General features: G+C 60.8%; 14 protein-coding genes. 8 read left to right on the forward strand and 6 right to left on the reverse strand.

Going from position 1 to position 15,630, the window contains the following annotated elements; genetic code table 11:
- Positions 1 to 259 precede the first annotated feature (259 nt).
- The 4 genes from ACK8OE_RS08115 (at position 260) to ACK8OE_RS08130 (ending at position 4,470) form a co-directional block, all read left to right on the forward strand.
- Positions 260 to 1,357 carry a PotD/PotF family extracellular solute-binding protein gene (locus ACK8OE_RS08115; RefSeq protein ID WP_410272141.1) on the forward strand — a complete coding sequence of 366 codons (1,098 nt, stop codon included), beginning with the start codon at positions 260 to 262 and terminating at the stop codon, positions 1,355 to 1,357.
- Positions 1,358 to 1,546: 189 nt separating this feature from the next.
- On the forward strand, positions 1,547 to 2,458 hold the full coding sequence (locus tag ACK8OE_RS08120; protein WP_410272142.1) for an ABC transporter permease: 912 nt from the start codon (positions 1,547 to 1,549) through the stop codon (positions 2,456 to 2,458).
- Between the two features lie 14 nt (positions 2,459 to 2,472).
- Positions 2,473 to 3,339: an ABC transporter permease gene (locus ACK8OE_RS08125; protein ID WP_410272376.1), complete on the forward strand. Its 867-nt coding sequence runs from the start codon at positions 2,473 to 2,475 to the stop codon at positions 3,337 to 3,339.
- 12 nt (positions 3,340 to 3,351) lie between these two features.
- Positions 3,352 to 4,470, forward strand: a complete 1,119-nt coding sequence (locus ACK8OE_RS08130) for an ABC transporter ATP-binding protein (protein ID WP_013478344.1) — start codon at positions 3,352 to 3,354, stop codon at positions 4,468 to 4,470.
- A 213-nt stretch (positions 4,471 to 4,683) separates the two neighbouring features.
- Here ACK8OE_RS08130 and ACK8OE_RS08135 read toward each other — a convergent pair whose 3' ends face one another.
- The 3 genes from ACK8OE_RS08135 to ACK8OE_RS08145 form a co-directional block, all read right to left on the reverse strand.
- A complete protein-coding gene (locus ACK8OE_RS08135) occupies positions 4,684 to 5,391 on the reverse strand; it encodes a hypothetical protein (RefSeq protein WP_410272143.1) in 708 nt (235 codons plus the stop codon).
- Between the two features lie 161 nt (positions 5,392 to 5,552).
- A complete protein-coding gene (locus ACK8OE_RS08140) occupies positions 5,553 to 5,852 on the reverse strand; it encodes a type II toxin-antitoxin system RelE/ParE family toxin (protein ID WP_410272144.1) in 300 nt (99 codons plus the stop codon).
- Positions 5,849 to 6,115, reverse strand: a complete 267-nt coding sequence (locus ACK8OE_RS08145) for a type II toxin-antitoxin system ParD family antitoxin (protein ID WP_410272145.1) — start codon at positions 6,113 to 6,115, stop codon at positions 5,849 to 5,851. Before ACK8OE_RS08145 ends, ACK8OE_RS08140 begins: the two co-directional genes overlap by 4 nt.
- A gap of 740 nt (positions 6,116 to 6,855) precedes the next feature.
- On the opposite strand from ACK8OE_RS08145, the gene ACK8OE_RS08150 reads away from it, so the two are divergent.
- The 3 genes from ACK8OE_RS08150 to sugE all read left to right on the forward strand — a co-directional run bounded on the left by ACK8OE_RS08150 (position 6,856) and on the right by sugE (position 10,430).
- Positions 6,856 to 7,305 carry a hypothetical protein gene (locus ACK8OE_RS08150; protein ID WP_410272146.1) on the forward strand — a complete coding sequence of 150 codons (450 nt, stop codon included), beginning with the start codon at positions 6,856 to 6,858 and terminating at the stop codon, positions 7,303 to 7,305.
- Between the two features lie 479 nt (positions 7,306 to 7,784).
- Positions 7,785 to 9,179 carry a class II fumarate hydratase gene (gene fumC, locus ACK8OE_RS08155; protein WP_410272147.1) on the forward strand — a complete coding sequence of 465 codons (1,395 nt, stop codon included), beginning with the start codon at positions 7,785 to 7,787 and terminating at the stop codon, positions 9,177 to 9,179.
- 933 nt (positions 9,180 to 10,112) lie between these two features.
- Complete coding sequence (gene sugE, locus ACK8OE_RS08160) at positions 10,113 to 10,430, forward strand: quaternary ammonium compound efflux SMR transporter SugE (RefSeq protein WP_366509248.1); 318 nt, start codon at positions 10,113 to 10,115, stop codon at positions 10,428 to 10,430.
- 158 nt (positions 10,431 to 10,588) lie between these two features.
- Here the strand turns inward: sugE and ACK8OE_RS08165 are convergent, their stop codons facing one another.
- On the reverse strand, positions 10,589 to 11,008 hold the full coding sequence (locus ACK8OE_RS08165) for an MAPEG family protein (protein ID WP_410272148.1): 420 nt from the start codon (positions 11,006 to 11,008) through the stop codon (positions 10,589 to 10,591).
- A gap of 81 nt (positions 11,009 to 11,089) precedes the next feature.
- Here ACK8OE_RS08165 and ACK8OE_RS08170 point away from each other — a divergent pair, with 81 nt between their 5' ends.
- Positions 11,090 to 12,958 (forward strand): ABC transporter ATP-binding protein, encoded by a 1,869-nt coding sequence (locus ACK8OE_RS08170; RefSeq protein ID WP_410272149.1) that lies wholly within the window; start codon positions 11,090 to 11,092, stop codon positions 12,956 to 12,958.
- A 3-nt stretch (positions 12,959 to 12,961) separates the two neighbouring features.
- On the opposite strand, the gene ACK8OE_RS08175 is transcribed toward ACK8OE_RS08170, so the two are convergent.
- Together ACK8OE_RS08175 and ACK8OE_RS08180 are read right to left on the reverse strand one after the other, a co-directional pair.
- Entirely contained in the window at positions 12,962 to 14,131 is a 1,170-nt protein-coding gene (locus ACK8OE_RS08175; RefSeq protein WP_410272150.1) for a DUF1501 domain-containing protein, read from the reverse strand.
- Between the two features lie 3 nt (positions 14,132 to 14,134).
- A complete protein-coding gene (locus ACK8OE_RS08180) occupies positions 14,135 to 15,583 on the reverse strand; it encodes a DUF1800 family protein (RefSeq protein WP_410272151.1) in 1,449 nt (482 codons plus the stop codon).
- Positions 15,584 to 15,630 lie beyond the last annotated feature (47 nt).

Below are 15,630 nucleotides of genomic sequence, written 5' to 3' on the forward strand. Positions count from 1 at the left end.
ACAATAAGTGGTTAGTGTCCTGTTGAATCTGAAATTCGCCAGAGGGCGATATCGAGCGCATGCGAATTTCAGATTCAGGACACTAGAAAGATGACGCATTTGCGAACGTGATCACAGTTGTCGGTTGACAGAAGCCCAATCCCGTATTCTGTTAACGTATCGTCACACTTGGAAGGGGCCAGAGGGACGGCGTCTTCCGTGAGGTTTGCACCACCACCACCGTCACCCGCTGACGGGTTGAAACCTGAGGAGACCGGACATGACTTCATCGCGCACTCACGCCTCACGTCGTTCCTTGCTGCAAGGTCTTGGGGCCGCGGCGGTGGGAATCAGTTTCGGCGGCCTGTCGGCCTGTTCGCAGGGGGCCAGTTCCTCCGGCGGCGAAGGCAACAAGCTGAACTTCTACAACTGGGACACCTATATCGGCACGAATACGCTGGCCGACTTCAAAAAGGCCGCCGGTATCGACGTCAACATGTCGAGCTTCGCCACCAATGACGAGCTGTTCGCCAAGTTGAAGACCGGCAATTCCGGCTTTGACGTGATTGTGCCATCGAATGACTTCGTGGAGCGCCTGTCGCAAGCCGACCTGCTCCTGCCGCTCGATCACGCCAAGCTGCCCAACCTCAAAAACATCGACCCGGCCTTTATGGACGTGGCCTATGATCAGGGCCGCAAGTGGTCGGCGCCTTATACCTGGCTGGTGCTCGGCATCGGCTATCGCAAGTCGAAAATGCCGGCGGGCTTCAAGCCGGATTCGTGGAAGTATCTGTTCGATTCCGATCAGTTCAAGGGCAAGATCGCTGTCCTTTCCGAAGCCGGGGACATGATCCGTCTGGGGGCCAAATATCTCGGCCATTCGGTCAATGGCCTCGATCAGGCGACCATCGACAAGGTCACCGAAATGCTGATCAAGCAAAAGCCCAATATCAAGGTCTTCCACGAAGATGATGGGCAGGACATGCTGCTGGCGAAGGACGTCGATCTGGTTCTTGAATATAATGGCGACATCGCGCAGGCTAAGGCTGAGGACGACGATATCGACTTCATAATCCCTAAGGAAGGCTCGCAGCTCAATTCCGACAACTGGTGCATCCCCAAGGATTCGGCACGACCGGAAAACGCCCACCGCTTCATCAACTATATGATGGACGCGCAGGCCTCTAAGCACATTTTTGAGACCATCCTTTACCCGACGACCAATGCCGCCGCCAAGGCGCTGATGCCGGACAGCTACAAGAACAACCCCATCATCTTCCCCTCGGCTGAGGAACTCGCGCGTTGCGAATACGCCGCCTTCGACGCTGCCAAGGCGCAGGTCTATGAAGACGCCATGACCAAGATCAAGGCCGCCTAGGATCCTCTCCGCCGCCGGTGTACCAGACCTGCGGCGGTTTGTTTTTGTGTAATACCAAGGGTCATTGAAAATGACTCTTGGTATTCCATTCGAGACTGTCTCATGTCGCCGATACATATGAGACAGTCTCGTGTCTTCAACGGCCGGATGCGGTCAGCATCTTCGGCCGTTGGTATAAAGGGACAGCACATGGAACAGAGCTGGCGTCAGGCCAAGGGACTTTTTGCCGCCCTGATGAGCGCGCCGCTCGTCTGGCTGGTCTTCTTCTTCTTCGTGCCGCTGGGCATTGTCTGGCTCTACAGCTTCGGTGAAAACCGCGGCCTGATCGACATTGCCTTTACGGGGACGTGGAGCAACTACGCCAAGGCGCTGGAGCCCCTCTATCTCGGTATCTTCGCCAAGTCCCTGTGGGTGGCGGCCCTGACCACCTTCCTGTGCGTGGTGATCGGTTTTCCGGTGGCGCTGGCCATCACCTTTGCGCCGGACAAGTGGAAGCCGTGGCTGTTGCTGCTGGTCATGCTGCCCTTCTGGACCAATCTGCTGATCCGCACCTACGCCCTGATCGCGGTCCTGCGCAGTGAAGGCTATGTCAATCAGACCTATCGCTTCCTGTGGGAAAACGCGTCGGGCCTGATGACCCTGATCGGGCTTCAGCCACTGGGCACGTTTCAGCCGCTGGAGCTGCTGTACAATAATTTCGCCGTGGTGCTGGGCCTCGTCTATGTGCATCTGCCGTTCATGATCCTGCCGCTCTATTCGACGCTCGACCGGCTGGACCGTTCGCTGCTGGAGGCCTCGCTCGATCTGGGGGCTGGTCATATCCGGACGATGTTCTCGATTGTAATCCCGCTGGCCGGAGCGGGGATAGCTTCGGGCGTGCTGATCACCTTTATCCCGGCGCTGGGGGCCTATCTGACGCCGGACCTTCTGGGCGGCACGGACTCGCAGATGATCGCCAATGTCATCGAAAGCCAGTTCAAGCGCGCCAATAACTGGCCCTTCGGCGCGGCCCTGTGCTTCATTCTGGTCTATCTGACCTTTATCGGTATCGCCATTCAGGGCCTGCTCGACAGCTCGGCGAAGAAGCGGGGGATGGCATGAGCGACGCAGCCACCATGAAGGTAACCCCTGCCAAGAAAGAACGTCCGGGCCCGCTCGACTATATGCGCCGCTGGCCCATTCAGGCGTGGCTGGTCGCGGTGACGATCTTCCTCTACGCGCCGCTGATCTCGCTGATGGTTTTTTCCTTCAATGACTCAAAGCGCAACGTGGTGTGGCAGGGCTTTACGCTGAAATACTATGAAAAGGCCCTGACCAATGCCAGTTTGATCGAGGCGTTCAGCAACTCCCTCGTCATCGCCCTGTGTTCGACCATACTGTCGGTGATCGTGGGGGCCATGGCGGCCATTGCCCTGTGGCGCTTCCGCTTCCCCGGCCGCACCGCCTTTGATGCAGGCATGGCCATCCCTATAGTGGTGCCGGAAATCTGCATGGGCGTCGGGATGCTGGTCTTCTTCGCCAAAATCTTCCCCTGGCCGCAGGGCCTGCCGTGGCCGCTCAATCTGGGGGCCATCATCATCGCCCACGTCTCGTTCAGCTTCCCCTTCGTGGCGGTGGTGGTGCGCGCGCGTCTGGCCTCGTTCAACCGTGAGCTTGAAGAGGCCGCCAAGGATCTGGGGGCCAGCGAATGGCGCACCCTGATGGACGTGCTGGTGCCGCATATCCAGCCGTCGCTGATCGCCGGCGCCCTTCTGGCCTTCACCCTGTCGCTCGATGATTTCGTCATCACCTTCTTCACCTCCGGGCCTGACACCGTGACCTTCCCGGTGAAGATCTATTCGATGGTGCGCTTCTCGGTGACGCCTGAGGTCAACGCCGCCTCGACCATACTGATCGTGGTGACGGTCCTGCTCACCTTCCTCGCCTTGAAATTCCAGGGGACCAGCGCCCTGACCGCCGGCCACGGCCCCGAAAAGAAGTGACGGAGACACCTGATGTCTGAAGACAAGACCATCATCAGCTTCGAGAACGTCTCCAAGCGCTTTGGCAAGAATACCGCCGTGGACAATGTGTCGCTCGACATCAAGGAGGGCGAGTTCTTCTCCCTGCTGGGGCCGTCGGGCTGCGGCAAGACCACGCTTTTGCGTATGCTGGCCGGGTTTGAGATGCCGACCGAGGGCCGCATCCTGATCGACGGCAAGGACGTTTCCAACACCCCGCCGAACAAGCGTCCGGTGAACATGGTGTTTCAGTCCTATGCCGTCTTTCCGCACATGAGCGTGCTCGATAACGTCGCCTACGGCCTGAAGATGGACGGCGTGCCGCAGGCGGAGCGCCGTCAGCGCGCCGAGGAAGCGCTGGAGCTGGTCAAGCTCGGCGGCTTCGGTGAGCGCAAGCCCGACCAGATGTCGGGCGGTCAGCGTCAGCGCGTGGCGCTGGCCCGCGCGCTGGTCAAAAAACCCCGCGTTCTGCTGCTCGATGAGCCCCTGTCGGCGCTCGATGCCAAGCTGCGCGACGCCATGCGTACCGAGCTGGCGCTTCTTCAGGAGAAGGTCGGCATCACCTTCATCATGGTCACCCACGATCAGGACGAGGCCCTGGCCATGGCCACGCGCTGCGCCGTGATGAACCGCGGCCTGCTGCAACAGGTGGCCACGCCCTTTGACCTCTATGAGTTCCCCAATTCGCGCTTTGTCGCCGACTTTATCGGCAGCGTGAACCTGTTTGAAGGCACGCTCGACGTCGATGAGCCGGACCACGCCATCATCAATACGCGCGACATCGGCCCCATCTATCTCGACCACGGGGTGACCGGGGCGACCGGGGCGACCGTCTGGGCGGCGCTGCGTCCGGAAAAGATCGAGATGGAGAAGTTCGATCACAAGCCGACCAAGATGGAAGACGCCCCGGAAGGCTACAATATCGTCGCCGGGACCATCCGCCTGATGACCTATCTGGGCTCAGAAACGGTCTATGAGGTCGAGCTGCAAAGCGGCCGCATGGTCAAGGTGCTGCGCTCCAACCTGACGCGCTGGGATCAGGAGGACTTTACTTGGGACGAAAAGGTGTGGCTGTCCTTCAACGCCTGCGCCCCGGCGGCCTTGCTGAGCTAGGCGCTTTCCATTGCGCATCACCAACGAGTTTGGCGTATAGCACCAGAGGTGGGTTCATCCTCCCTTACACCTCCCTGCCTTTGGCGGGGAGCCGGGCGGCCGGTGCCGGGGACCGCACGAAGCTTGCGAAGCAAGCGAGATGCGGTGGTGGGGGTTCTTGCTTTCCCAAAACCCACCCACTGACATTTGCAAAACCCCCGCGTCAGGCCCTTCTCACGGTGGGGCGGTTGGGGGCTGTGTCTGCGTCCCTTGCCCGCGTAATTGCGCCACCAGTTGCGCCGCTTTCGACGGCTGCGGCGTCAGACCGGGCAGAGCCGCCGGAGCGCGGGGCGCGTTCGGCTGAAACCCAGCCCCCGCAGCCCTCACCGCCGCCTGAGCCCCCGCCACCGGCGTCAAACCAGGCACAGGCAGGGGACGATCAATCACCCTGGCCGCCATCTTAGTGGTTTCGGTCGCCACAGACGGGCTCGCCACAGCCGCAGCCTCCGCAGGCGAAGCCTTCGCGGCCTCAGGCGTAACCCCTTTTGGCGCAGACGCTGGCACCGTGTCGGCTTGAGGACGCGGCGAGGTGGCTTCGCGTTTCGCCGCCTCCCACCACGGCCCCAGCTCGGTGCGCCGCGCCTGCGCCCACTTCAGCGTTCCGGCCGGTGAGACGCGCGCCTTGAGCGCTTCGTTGTAGTGCTGCGCCCGTTCGGCCTCCAGCTTGCGCGGATCAAGCGCCTGGGTTTCGGCGCGGTCGCAGCGGCTATAGATGCGCTCAATGACCGCCGCCACACGCACCGCGCGCTCAACGCCTGGCATGTCTTCGGGATCGTCCAGAGCCTCGGCGCGCAGCAGCATCCGGTCGGCAAAGGCGCGCAAACGGCGGCGCCGAACCTCCGGGCTTAGTCTCTCCTCTGTGCTGTGCGTGTCCAAAGCCATGCCCACAGGATGCCCCGGCTTTCATCGAGGGGGATAGATTTAGAGCGATGTGCGGAAACGGAGTTCGGCGAAGCCAAAAGTGTGAGCGGTTTTCCGCAAAAACATCGCGACAAAACAAAAATTTAGAGCGAAATGACGATTCCACTCAAAGTCATTTCGCTCTAGTTTTCAGGGAACAAAATAGCCTCGAAATCCTGCGCGCCATTGAGGATACGCTGGATGACGATGTGATCGTCGCGCACGGCGTAAAAGATCAGATAGTGGCCATAGGGGCGGCGACGGATGCCAAAGGCTTCGAAACGCTGCACGACCTGATAGGCGTGAGGCCTGTCCGCCAGTTCATAGGCGGCGTGGATCAGTTCATCGACAAAGGTTTCAGCGCGAAGCGGACTATCCTGAGCAATATAGAGTGCTATGGCCTCCAGATCGGAAACCGCCGGTTGGGAGAGGATAACCCTCACGCCTTGGCGCGACGGGCCGCCGCGTCTCTGATTTTGGCTTTGACTTGCGCAGCGGCGTCTTCCAGCGACATGACGCGGCCTTCGGCTTCGGCGGTCAGGGCTTCGGCCAAGGCCTGATCCAGCGCCGCCAACCGGCGTTCACGCGCTTCGACCATGCGCAGTCCGTCGCGCACGACTTCGCTGGCATTATTGTAGCGACCGTTTTCGACAAGGCCCTTGATAAGCCCTTCGAAATGATCCCCCAAGCTGACGCTCGTGCCCATCAAAGCCTCCGATTGTGTTATTAGATGATACTTGGCTGTGGGCGAAATGGCAATGGCAGGTTCGCTAACAAGCCCGCATCCGGTCGGCAAAGCCGCGCAAACGGCGGCGCCGAACCTCCGGGCTTAGTCTCTCCTCTGTGCTGTGCGTCTCGAAAGCCATGCTCACAAGATGCACCGGCTTTCAGCGAGGGGGCTAGATTTAAAGAAGAACAAATTGGAATCGTCGAGAACTGCGATGTCAACGTATTGATAAATAATACTTGTCTATGGAGTGGGTCGGAAAGCGCTGGCAAACGTGTTCAAGCGTTTTCAGGGTTTGCCGATCCGTAGCGCGTCGCTCGCGCGGCACGCTCCGCTCTTCCTCTTTGGATTTGAATTTCGTAAAAATGATAAAATACTAAGCTGCTGAGACCGACTCGATACTGAGCGGAATATCTGCCGGCACGTTCTCAGCCGCGGGCTTGGTAGAACTGTTTTCATCGACAGCTTTGATAATCAGTTGTTCCAGTTGCCCTCGCAGAAAAGTTGCGCCGACCAACCAACGGGAAACGAGCGCCAAAAATCATTGAGGAAGGCGCCGAATTGCATCTTCGACGCCGGAACGATCCCGATGGGGCCAAACCAGGGCGAGTAGGGCTCCATGCTCTCACGAATGAGATTGCCGCAGCCTAGGTTTGCGATTACCTTGACGCTATTCGAGCGTCGGTAAGGCGCTCAAATGGGAAAGTCCGTTGCCCCCCATGAATAGCAAAGCTACCAAAGGAAAATTTATGAATTTATTTCGGTCGGTGATCGTCTCATTGGTATGCTTAAGTAGCGGCAAAACTGTCTTCGCTGAAGTGCGGGGCCTGCCAATTAGTTTGACTTCAGCCATAGCGACGCCTGTGCAGGTCAAGTCGCCGAAGCCTGCTGAACAACTGACATGGGCGAAAGTGCCTACTGCACGCGATTTTTTAAGCCAGTTTCCCGCGAAGGCCAGGAAGGAAAAGGTTGACGGAAATGTCATAGTCGAGTGCGTCATACTGGACATGGCTGGGCATGTGCAATGTCAAGTAGCTTCCGAGACTCCGGAGGGTTACGATTTTGGCAAGGCTACAGTTTGGGTAATGGAGAAAAAAGCGCGTGCAACGGTAAAGAGCCCAGCCGACATTGGTCGAATAATCAAACTCAGGCAAGTATGGGTAAGATAACAAAATCATTCCTTATTTTCAGGCCATATGAGGTTTAGCGGTTGAAAGCTTTTTTCCGCAGAAATTTCGATAGTCTTCGATTATGCGTGTAATTCAATCTTAAGAGACCTTATCAACTTCCCGCCCGAAAAGTTGGTTGCTTTGGCGAAGGGCCTCTTCTAAAGATACCGGCGAACTTCTTCCTCCATAGGGACGGGACTTCAAAGCTTTAACCGTAATCTCCGTTAAGGTTTAATCTTTGGTCACCCAGCGATGCGCCCGCAGCATGCCCTTCGGAAAACCGCTCTTTGGTCGCATCCTCTCTAAAACCCCTTGCCCTTTTGGGGCAAATGTTCCACTGAAAGCCGCAGATTTTCAGGAGGGGTGCATCCATGTTCGGCTGGTTGTTCGGCAACAAAAAATCGAAGACTAAGGCTTCTCAGACCCAAGCGTCTCAGGCCCCGGTCGTGGATGCCCCGGCAGTAACGGAGACTCCCGTCATGACCAAAGCGACACGTACCGAAACCGATACCTTCGGCCCCATTGAGGTCGATAATTCGAAATATTGGGGTGCGCAGGCGCAGCGCAGCCTCGGCAATTTCAAGATCGGCTGGGAAAAGCAGCCCCTGCCAGTGGTGCGGGCGCTGGGGATCGTCAAGCGCGCGGCGGCGGAAACCAATCAGTCTCTGGGCAAGCTGGACGCCACCATCGCCAATGCCATCATTCAGGCGGCCAACGAAGTGATCGAGGGCAAGCTGAATGACCACTTCCCGCTGGTGGTGTGGCAGACCGGTTCGGGCACGCAGTCCAACATGAACGCCAACGAAGTCATCTCCAACCGCGCCATCGAAATTCTGGGCGGTGAGATGGGCTCGAAAAAGCCGGTGCACCCCAACGACCACGTCAATATGTCGCAGTCGTCGAACGACACCTATCCGACGGCCATGCATGTGGCCTGCGCCGAGCAGATCGTGCACGACCTCTTGCCGGCGCTGAAGCACCTGCACGCCGCGCTTGATACCAAGGCGAAGGCCTGGGCCGAGATCATCAAGATCGGCCGCACCCATACGCAGGACGCGACGCCGCTGACGCTCGGTCAGGAGTTTTCGGGCTATGCCAAGCAGGTCGAAAACGGCATTGCGCGCATTGAATCGACGCTGCCGGCGCTGATGCAACTGGCGCAGGGCGGCACGGCGGTCGGCACCGGGCTCAACGCGCCGATCGGCTTTGCCGAGGGCGTGGCCGAAGCCATTGCGCGTATCACGGGGCTTGGCTTCACCACGGCGCCGAACAAGTTTGAAGCGCTGGCGGCGCATGACGCCATGGTCTTTTCGCACGGGGCCATCAATACGGTGGCCGCGTCGCTGTTCAAGATCGCCAACGATATTCGCTTCCTCGGCTCGGGCCCTCGCGCGGGCTTAGGCGAACTGGCCCTGCCGGAAAACGAGCCGGGCTCGTCCATCATGCCGGGTAAGGTTAACCCGACCCAGTGCGAGGCGCTCACTCAGGTCTGCGTGCAGGTGTTCGGCAACCACGCCGCCCTGACGTTTGCGGGTTCGCAGGGGCATTTTGAACTGAACGTCTTTAACCCGGTGATGGCCTATAACTTCCTGCAATCGGTGCGCCTGCTGGCCGACGCGGCTGTATCGTTCACCGACAACTGCGTGGTGGGGATCGAGCCGCGCATCGACAATATCCGTAAGGGCGTCGAAAACTCGCTGATGCTGGTGACGGCGCTGAACGGGCGTCTGGGCTATGACGCCTGCGCCAAGATCGCCAAGACCGCGCACAAGAACGGCACGACGCTGCGCGAAGAGGCGGTCGGTGGTGGCTACCTGACCAATGAAGAGTTCGATCAGTACGTCCGCCCGGAAAACATGGTCAGCCCCGGTTAATGGGCGGGTCGGTTTCGGCAAAATAAGAACGGGCGGAAGATCAGTCTTCCGCCCGTTTTTTTGGCCGTTTGGTTTTGGTGTCTGGCTGTGCGGTGGGCATCAGCGCCTCCCTGTCGTTACGCGTCACAGGTCATTTAGAGCATTCGTCGGCTCAGTTGAGCCGCCTCAAGGCTCTAAATTTTCTGCTTTAGCGCGCTTTTTTATCCGAAAAGTGCGTCACACTTTTCGGCAAGCGCTTTGTCAGCATCGCTCAGATGACGAGCAGGGCGACGGTGGCGAGGGCGGCAAACGACAGGAAGAACAGGCCGGTTAATGCGTTGGTCATGGGACTTATCCTTAAGCGATGGTGAGGAGGGAGATCGCGCAGAAGGCGGTGATCGACAGGAAGTAGAGCGGGGTGAGGTAGCGGGTCATGGTGTATACCTTTCGGGTTATGTAAGTAATGACTCAGATGCTGAGCAGGGCGATGGTCAGGAAGGCGGCAAAGCTGAGGAAGGCAGCGCCGGTCAGAGAGATTTGCATGTCGATATCCTTTCGGTTTGATAAGTATTCGGTTTGAGGTTTGCTTGTGTGGGGCGGCGTTTCGCCCGCCGGTGATGTGGGTATGCCGCAGCCTGCCGATAGTTTCAAATTAAATGAACGTCATGAACGGGATTTAATCATTTGATTTATTTAATGAATTTTGTGTAATAACTTACAGGCCTGTAATGTGGCCAAAAGCTGAGGCCGATCAGGGCTTTATCCGGCGTGCCGCATTTGCTATAGCGTATCTGTTCCCGACGAGACGCGCCGTACCGGGACCGGAGTCAGCGCATCCCCAAAAGTGCCAAGCGGTTTTGGGGTACGGGTGCGCGGCAAAAAGGCCGGGCAGACAAGACGACGCTCCCTGACATGATGTTTTCAAAGGAGTCTGTCATGACGACGGTCTTGCCGATGCCGTGGGTGTATCTGATTATTGCCGGGCTGCTGGAGGTGTGCTGGGCCATCGGGCTGAAATACAGCCACGGCTTTACGAAGCCAGTGCCGAGCCTGTTCACGCTGGTGACGCTGGCCGGGAGTATGTTTTTGCTGGCCAGGGCTGCGCAAAGCTTGCCCATCGGCACGGCCTATGGCGTGTGGGTGGGCATCGGGGCGCTGGGGGCGGCGATCCTCGGCATCGTGCTGTTCCACGAAGCGGTGACGCCGATGCGGCTCCTGTTTCTGGGGATGCTGCTGGTGGCGATTATCGGGCTCAAGGCGACGGCGGCTTAAGCCTGTTTATGATTCAACCTGAACGAAACGCGCTCTCAGAAAGGCCCCCACCACCACATCCCACCCGTCTTCGCTTAGGCTCAGACAGGCTCGTGCGGTCCCCGGCACCGGCCGCCCGGCTCCCCGCCAAAGGCGGGGAGGTATAATGGAGCGCGCTTTTACGCCAGCCGCACAAAAAACAGCACCCACATCGTCAGCAACACCGTCACGGACCCGGCAAAGGCCAGCAGGCGGAACAGGATGTGGTTGATCGTCACGTGGATCAGGCTGTGCAGGACCCGCAAGGCCACATAGGCCCAGGCCAGTATCAGTTGCCCATCGCTGACCGTTTTCGTGACAAACAGCATCAGGCACAGAACGTAGAACAGCACCGGCAGTTCAAACAGGCTCGAATAGTTGCGGCTGATCAGGCGGCTCTGTTTCGGCACCCGCTCGCTTTCGCCAAAAGCGAAGTCGCGCGGCGTCACCTGTCCGGCCTTGGCCGCGGCGATGCGCGTGATCAGGATACCCGTCAGCATGACAAAGGTGAGGGCGGCCAGCGCGCCCATCGGCCACAGGATCAGAAGCGTATTGGGCATGGAACCTCCGTTTTCATGTTTTTGAGCATGACACGATCCGCCGCTTTCGGCTACTGACGCCTCCTGACCGGCGCGGCTGCCATGCGTGCGGCCCCATCCGAAAGCTGTGCCATGCTGACCGCCCTGTTTCGCCGTTTTGAGCGCCTGATCGACCCGTTCCGACCCTATCCGGAAACGACGCCGCCGGCGTCGATCGTGCCCTATTTCCTCGTCTATCTCCGTCAAACCTGGCCCGTCTTTGCCGGCGTTCTGGCGGCGGGCCTGCTGGTTACCCTGACCGAGGTGATGATCTTCCGCTTCATCGCCGACATCGTCGATATCCTCAACACCACAAAGCCGTCGCAGCTTTGGGCGCAGCACGGGCACTATTTTATCGCCATGCTGTTATTGTTAGGTCTTGGCTGGCCGCTGCTGGTGCTGATCCAGTCGCTGCTGCTGCAGCAGGGGGTGACGACCAACTTCCCGGCCCTGATCCGCTGGCAGTCGCACCGCCACGTGGTGCGTCAGTCGATGAGCTTTTTCTCCAACGACTTTGCCGGCCGCGTGGCGTCCAAGGTGGTCGATAGCGCGTCGAGCGTGCGCAACACCCTGATCACGCTATGCGACACCTTCCTCTACGTGCTGGTCTATTTCTCCAGCGCACTTTACCTGTTCTTTCAGGCCGATATCCGCCTGATCGTGCCGCTGAGCCTGTGGCTGATCAGCTATGGCCTGATCTGCTGGCGCTTCGTGCCGAAGCTGTCGAGCGCCTCTGAGCAGGCCTCCGAAGCCCGCTCGGCGCTGGTCGGTCGCGTGGTCGATAGCTACACCAATATCCAGACGGTCAAGCTGTTCGCCGATCCGTCGCGCGAAGACGCCTATGTGCGTGAGGCGCTGGAGGACAACACCGCCAAATGGCAGCAGCAACAGCGCCTGATCACGCGGCTGGATATCCTTGTGGCCTGTCTCAATGCCGCCCTTCTGCTCTCGACCGGCGTGCTGGCCGTGTGGCTGTGGGGGCAGGGGCTGATCACCGTCGGGGCCATCGCTCTGGTCGGCGCCTTGACCCAGCGCGTGCTTAACATGTCCGGCTGGGTGATGTTTCAGGTCACCAGCCTGTTTGAAAACATCGGCACGGTGCAAAACGGCATCGAGACCATCGCCAGAGCCCACAGCGTCAGCGACGCCCCGGACGCCAAGCCGCTGAGCGTCACGGCGGGTAAGGTGCAATTTGAACGGGTCCGCTTCAATTACGCCGAAGGCAAACCCGCTTTGAACGGCATCGACCTGACCATCGCAGCGGGCGAAAAGATCGGGCTGGTCGGGCCGTCCGGCGCGGGCAAATCGACGCTGGTCAATGTCTTTTTGCGCCTTTACGACCTCAGCGAAGGGTGCATCCGCATCGACGGGCAGGACATTGCGCACGTCACGCAGGATTCCCTTCGCGCCCATATCGGCATGGTGACGCAGGACACGTCGTTGCTGCACCGTTCGATCCGAGCCAATATCGCCTATGGCCGGCCAGGGGCCTCGGATGACGAGATCATCGAAGCCGCCCGCCGCGCCCACGCCTGGGACTTCATCCCCGACCTGCGCGACAATAAGGGTCGCTCCGGCCTTGACGCCCATGTGGGCGAGCGCGGCGTTAAGCTGTCCGGCGGTCAGAGGCAGCGCATCGCCATCGCCCGCGTCCTGCTCAAAAACGCGCCGATCCTGATCATGGACGAAGCCACGGCGGCGCTCGATTCCGAGGTCGAAGCCGTCATTCAGGACAGCCTGATCGAGCTGATGCAGGACAAGACGGTCATCGCTATCGCCCACCGCCTGAGCACCATCGCGCGGATGGACCGGCTGGTGGTGCTGGAAGAGGGGCGGATTATCGAAACCGGCACCCATGCGGAGCTTCTGGCCGCGCAGGGCCTCTATGCCCGCCTGTGGGCCCGCCAGACGGGCGGCTTTATCGCGGAGTGATCTCTACACCAGACCGTCCAGCGGTTTGACGCTCAGCGCGCCGGGGAAGACGTCGGTCTGTAGCCGGCGCACATCGGCCCCCAGATGGTCGCGGGCCACGCCCATCACCACAGCGCGCAGGTCGGTGGTCGGGGTGAGGTCGCGCCCTTCGTAGAGCTGCGCGCCTTTCAGGCCCGGCCAGTCGGCGATGACTCTCCCGCCCTTTACCGCACCGCCGGCAAGGAAGGCCGTCGTGGCCTGACCGTGGTCGGAGCCCTGCGTGCCGTTAAAGCGCGCCGTGCGGCCAAATTCGGTCGCCACCAGCACCACCGTGTCGGCCCATTTCGCCCCCAGACCCTCTTCAAAGGCGGCCAGAGACTGATCGAGCCCGCCCAGAAGCTGCGTCAGGCGACGTTGTTCGGCGGTGTGGGTGTCCCAGCCATCGAAGGCCATAGCGGCGATGCGCGGGCCGTCGTCGCGCCCCATCAGGGCTGCCGCGCCCTTGGCCATATCGACCATGGCTCCGACCGGGCCGCCGCCGCCCATCATCGGGTTCATGCCCGACGCGATCTTGCCGGTGTCGATGCCTTCTTGCAGCACGGTCATCAGGGCCGGGTCTGTCTCGCCATAGAGGCGCAACAGGCGCGGGGCGAGGTCGGGATCGGCGGCCTTCAACTGTTGCGGGGCCCAGCCGAGTAGGGGCGCTTCGCCACGGATGACCAGCGGCGTCAGCGTGCCGACCGACAGGGATTTTTGCACGGCGCCGATCTTTGCCCCTTGCCCCAGCGACAGGATCAGGCGGTTGAGCCAGCCCGTATCGGAGTGGCCGGGCACATCAAAGCCCGACTCCAGCACGTCCTGCCCGTCGAAGTGCGAGCGGTTGCGATAGGGGGTGGCTGAGGCGTGGACAATCGCCGCCTGACCCGCGCCATAGAGGCGTTTCAGGTTGGGCATGGCCGGGTTCAGGGCAAAAAAGCCGTTGAGCGGCAGGGCGTCGCCCTCCCACGCCGGGGGACGCAGGGCGGCGAAGTCTGGGTCACCGACTGGTGGCACGGCGGCCAGGCCATCGAGCGCGCCACGCAGGATGATGACTACGAAGCGCGGATCACGTCCCGCGGCAAAGGCGCTCTGCGGCAGGACAGCCGAAGCAAACAGGCCGGTGGAGGCGACGAGGAAGGAGCGGCGGTCGATCATTTTTCAACGCCTCATGAATTCGGGGGAGAGGAGCACGAGGGCCAGGCCCTGCGGACGGGTTTCGGCCAGGGCGACCGAACGGCGGGTGGTCTCGGAGATCAGGCCTTTCAGCCGCTCTTCGGCAAAGACGCGCGGATCGGTCTTTTCGGCCAGCCGCTCGGAGAGCTGATAAGCGAGGTCGAGGCGGTTGTTCAGGCCTTCGGGCGTGGCCCAGACGCTGGCCAAATCGGAAAAGCCGTTGGGGCCGGGCGGCTGCCACAGGGGCTGACCCAGCACGCGCAGGGTTTGCAGGAAGCGCTGCGGCTGGATCGGCGTATCGAGCGCCCGCAGGCTGGCGATCACATATTCCTGCGGGGTCCGCAGCTTGGCGCGCGGCGCGCTCCAGCTCTCCTCGGCGGCGATCAGGGTCGCATAGACGGCGCTGAGGTCGCCGTCGGTCTCAAGGAACCGCTGGCTCACCCGTTCGACCAGAGCCGGTGGCGGCTGATCGCTGACGAAGTGGCGCACCAGCTTGGTGGCGATGTGTTTGGCGGTCGCCGGATGGCGGGCGAGGTCTTCGAGCACGCGGATGCCCTGCGCTTCGCCGTCATCGGCATAGGTCTTGCCCAGGATCGTCTGCGGGCCCGGTTCGTGGGCATTGGGGTTAAAGCGGAAGCCGTCGCCTTGTCCGCTTCGGTTGATCCCCCAGCCGGTGATCACCTTGGCAAAGCGCGTCACATCGGCCTGCGTGTAGCCGCCATTAACGCCCAGCGTGTGCAGTTCGAGGATTTCACGCGCCAGATTCTCATTCAGGCCGCGCTTGCCATTGCGGTTGGCTCGGGCGTTCGGCCCGATGGAGGCGTCATTATCCAGATAGACCTGCATGGCTGGATGGCGCTCGGCGGCCAGCAACAGGTCGCGGAAGCGCCCGGTGATATACGGGCGGATGGCCTCGCGCTCATAGGCCCCGGCCAGTATCCGCACGGGCAGGCCCTTATCGACCGACACGGCGAAGTGGTTGGCCCAGAACATCACCAGCCGCTCATGGAAACCGATGCGGGCGTCGCCCCAGACCTTCAGCCGCGCGGCGACCTCGGCAAAGCTGACGGCCTGGGGCAGGCGCTGATCGTCCATCAGGGGCGCGGGCTTGCCCGGTTTGCCCGCCATATCGGGGGCGGCCATAGACGGGGTGTCGGGCGCGGGTGTCTGGTTTTGCGCCCTGATCTCGCGCCGCTCTTTACGGGCGCGGTTATAGGCGGCCAACTGCGTGAGCAACTCCGGTGTCGGCGGCAGGGCCGTGGAAAAGCCCAGATCGCGCTGCACGTCGCTGAGGCTCATACTGAGGGTCGGGGGGGATTTCAGTTCCGCCAGCAGCGCCTCGCGCGCCTCACCGGAGGCGGCGCCGAGGCCCCTTGGCGTGATGCCCAATCCGAAACGGCTGAACGCGATGGCGGCTCGTGTGTCCGGGCTCATGACGCCTCCTCTGTCTTTATTACAGAGGTGATACGTAAGGAGCTGGC

This window comes from Asticcacaulis sp. W401b (genome assembly GCF_046503825.1).
In the GTDB taxonomy this organism is placed as follows: domain Bacteria; phylum Pseudomonadota; class Alphaproteobacteria; order Caulobacterales; family Caulobacteraceae; genus Asticcacaulis.

Excerpts from the sequence above, each read along its gene's own strand:
- ACK8OE_RS08120 (WP_410272142.1), top strand. The coding sequence starts at position 1,547 with ATGGAACAGAGCTGGCGTCAGGCCAAGGGACTTTTTGCCGCCCTGATG.
- ACK8OE_RS08130 (WP_013478344.1), top strand. The coding sequence starts at position 3,352 with ATGTCTGAAGACAAGACCATCATCAGCTTCGAGAACGTCTCCAAGCGC.
- ACK8OE_RS08165 (WP_410272148.1), bottom strand. The coding sequence starts at position 11,008 with ATGCCCAATACGCTTCTGATCCTGTGGCCGATGGGCGCGCTGGCCGCC.
- ACK8OE_RS08170 (WP_410272149.1), top strand. The coding sequence starts at position 11,090 with ATGCGTGCGGCCCCATCCGAAAGCTGTGCCATGCTGACCGCCCTGTTT.
- ACK8OE_RS08175 (WP_410272150.1), bottom strand. The coding sequence starts at position 14,131 with ATGATCGACCGCCGCTCCTTCCTCGTCGCCTCCACCGGCCTGTTTGCT.
- ACK8OE_RS08125 (WP_410272376.1), top strand. The coding sequence starts at position 2,473 with ATGAAGGTAACCCCTGCCAAGAAAGAACGTCCGGGCCCGCTCGACTAT.
- ACK8OE_RS08180 (WP_410272151.1), bottom strand. The coding sequence starts at position 15,583 with ATGAGCCCGGACACACGAGCCGCCATCGCGTTCAGCCGTTTCGGATTG.
- ACK8OE_RS08150 (WP_410272146.1), top strand. The coding sequence starts at position 6,856 with ATGAATAGCAAAGCTACCAAAGGAAAATTTATGAATTTATTTCGGTCG.
- fumC (WP_410272147.1), top strand. The coding sequence starts at position 7,785 with ATGACCAAAGCGACACGTACCGAAACCGATACCTTCGGCCCCATTGAG.
- sugE (WP_366509248.1), top strand. The coding sequence starts at position 10,113 with ATGCCGTGGGTGTATCTGATTATTGCCGGGCTGCTGGAGGTGTGCTGG.
- ACK8OE_RS08115 (WP_410272141.1), top strand. The coding sequence starts at position 260 with ATGACTTCATCGCGCACTCACGCCTCACGTCGTTCCTTGCTGCAAGGT.
- ACK8OE_RS08135 (WP_410272143.1), bottom strand. The coding sequence starts at position 5,391 with ATGGCTTTGGACACGCACAGCACAGAGGAGAGACTAAGCCCGGAGGTT.
- ACK8OE_RS08145 (WP_410272145.1), bottom strand. The coding sequence starts at position 6,115 with ATGGGCACGAGCGTCAGCTTGGGGGATCATTTCGAAGGGCTTATCAAG.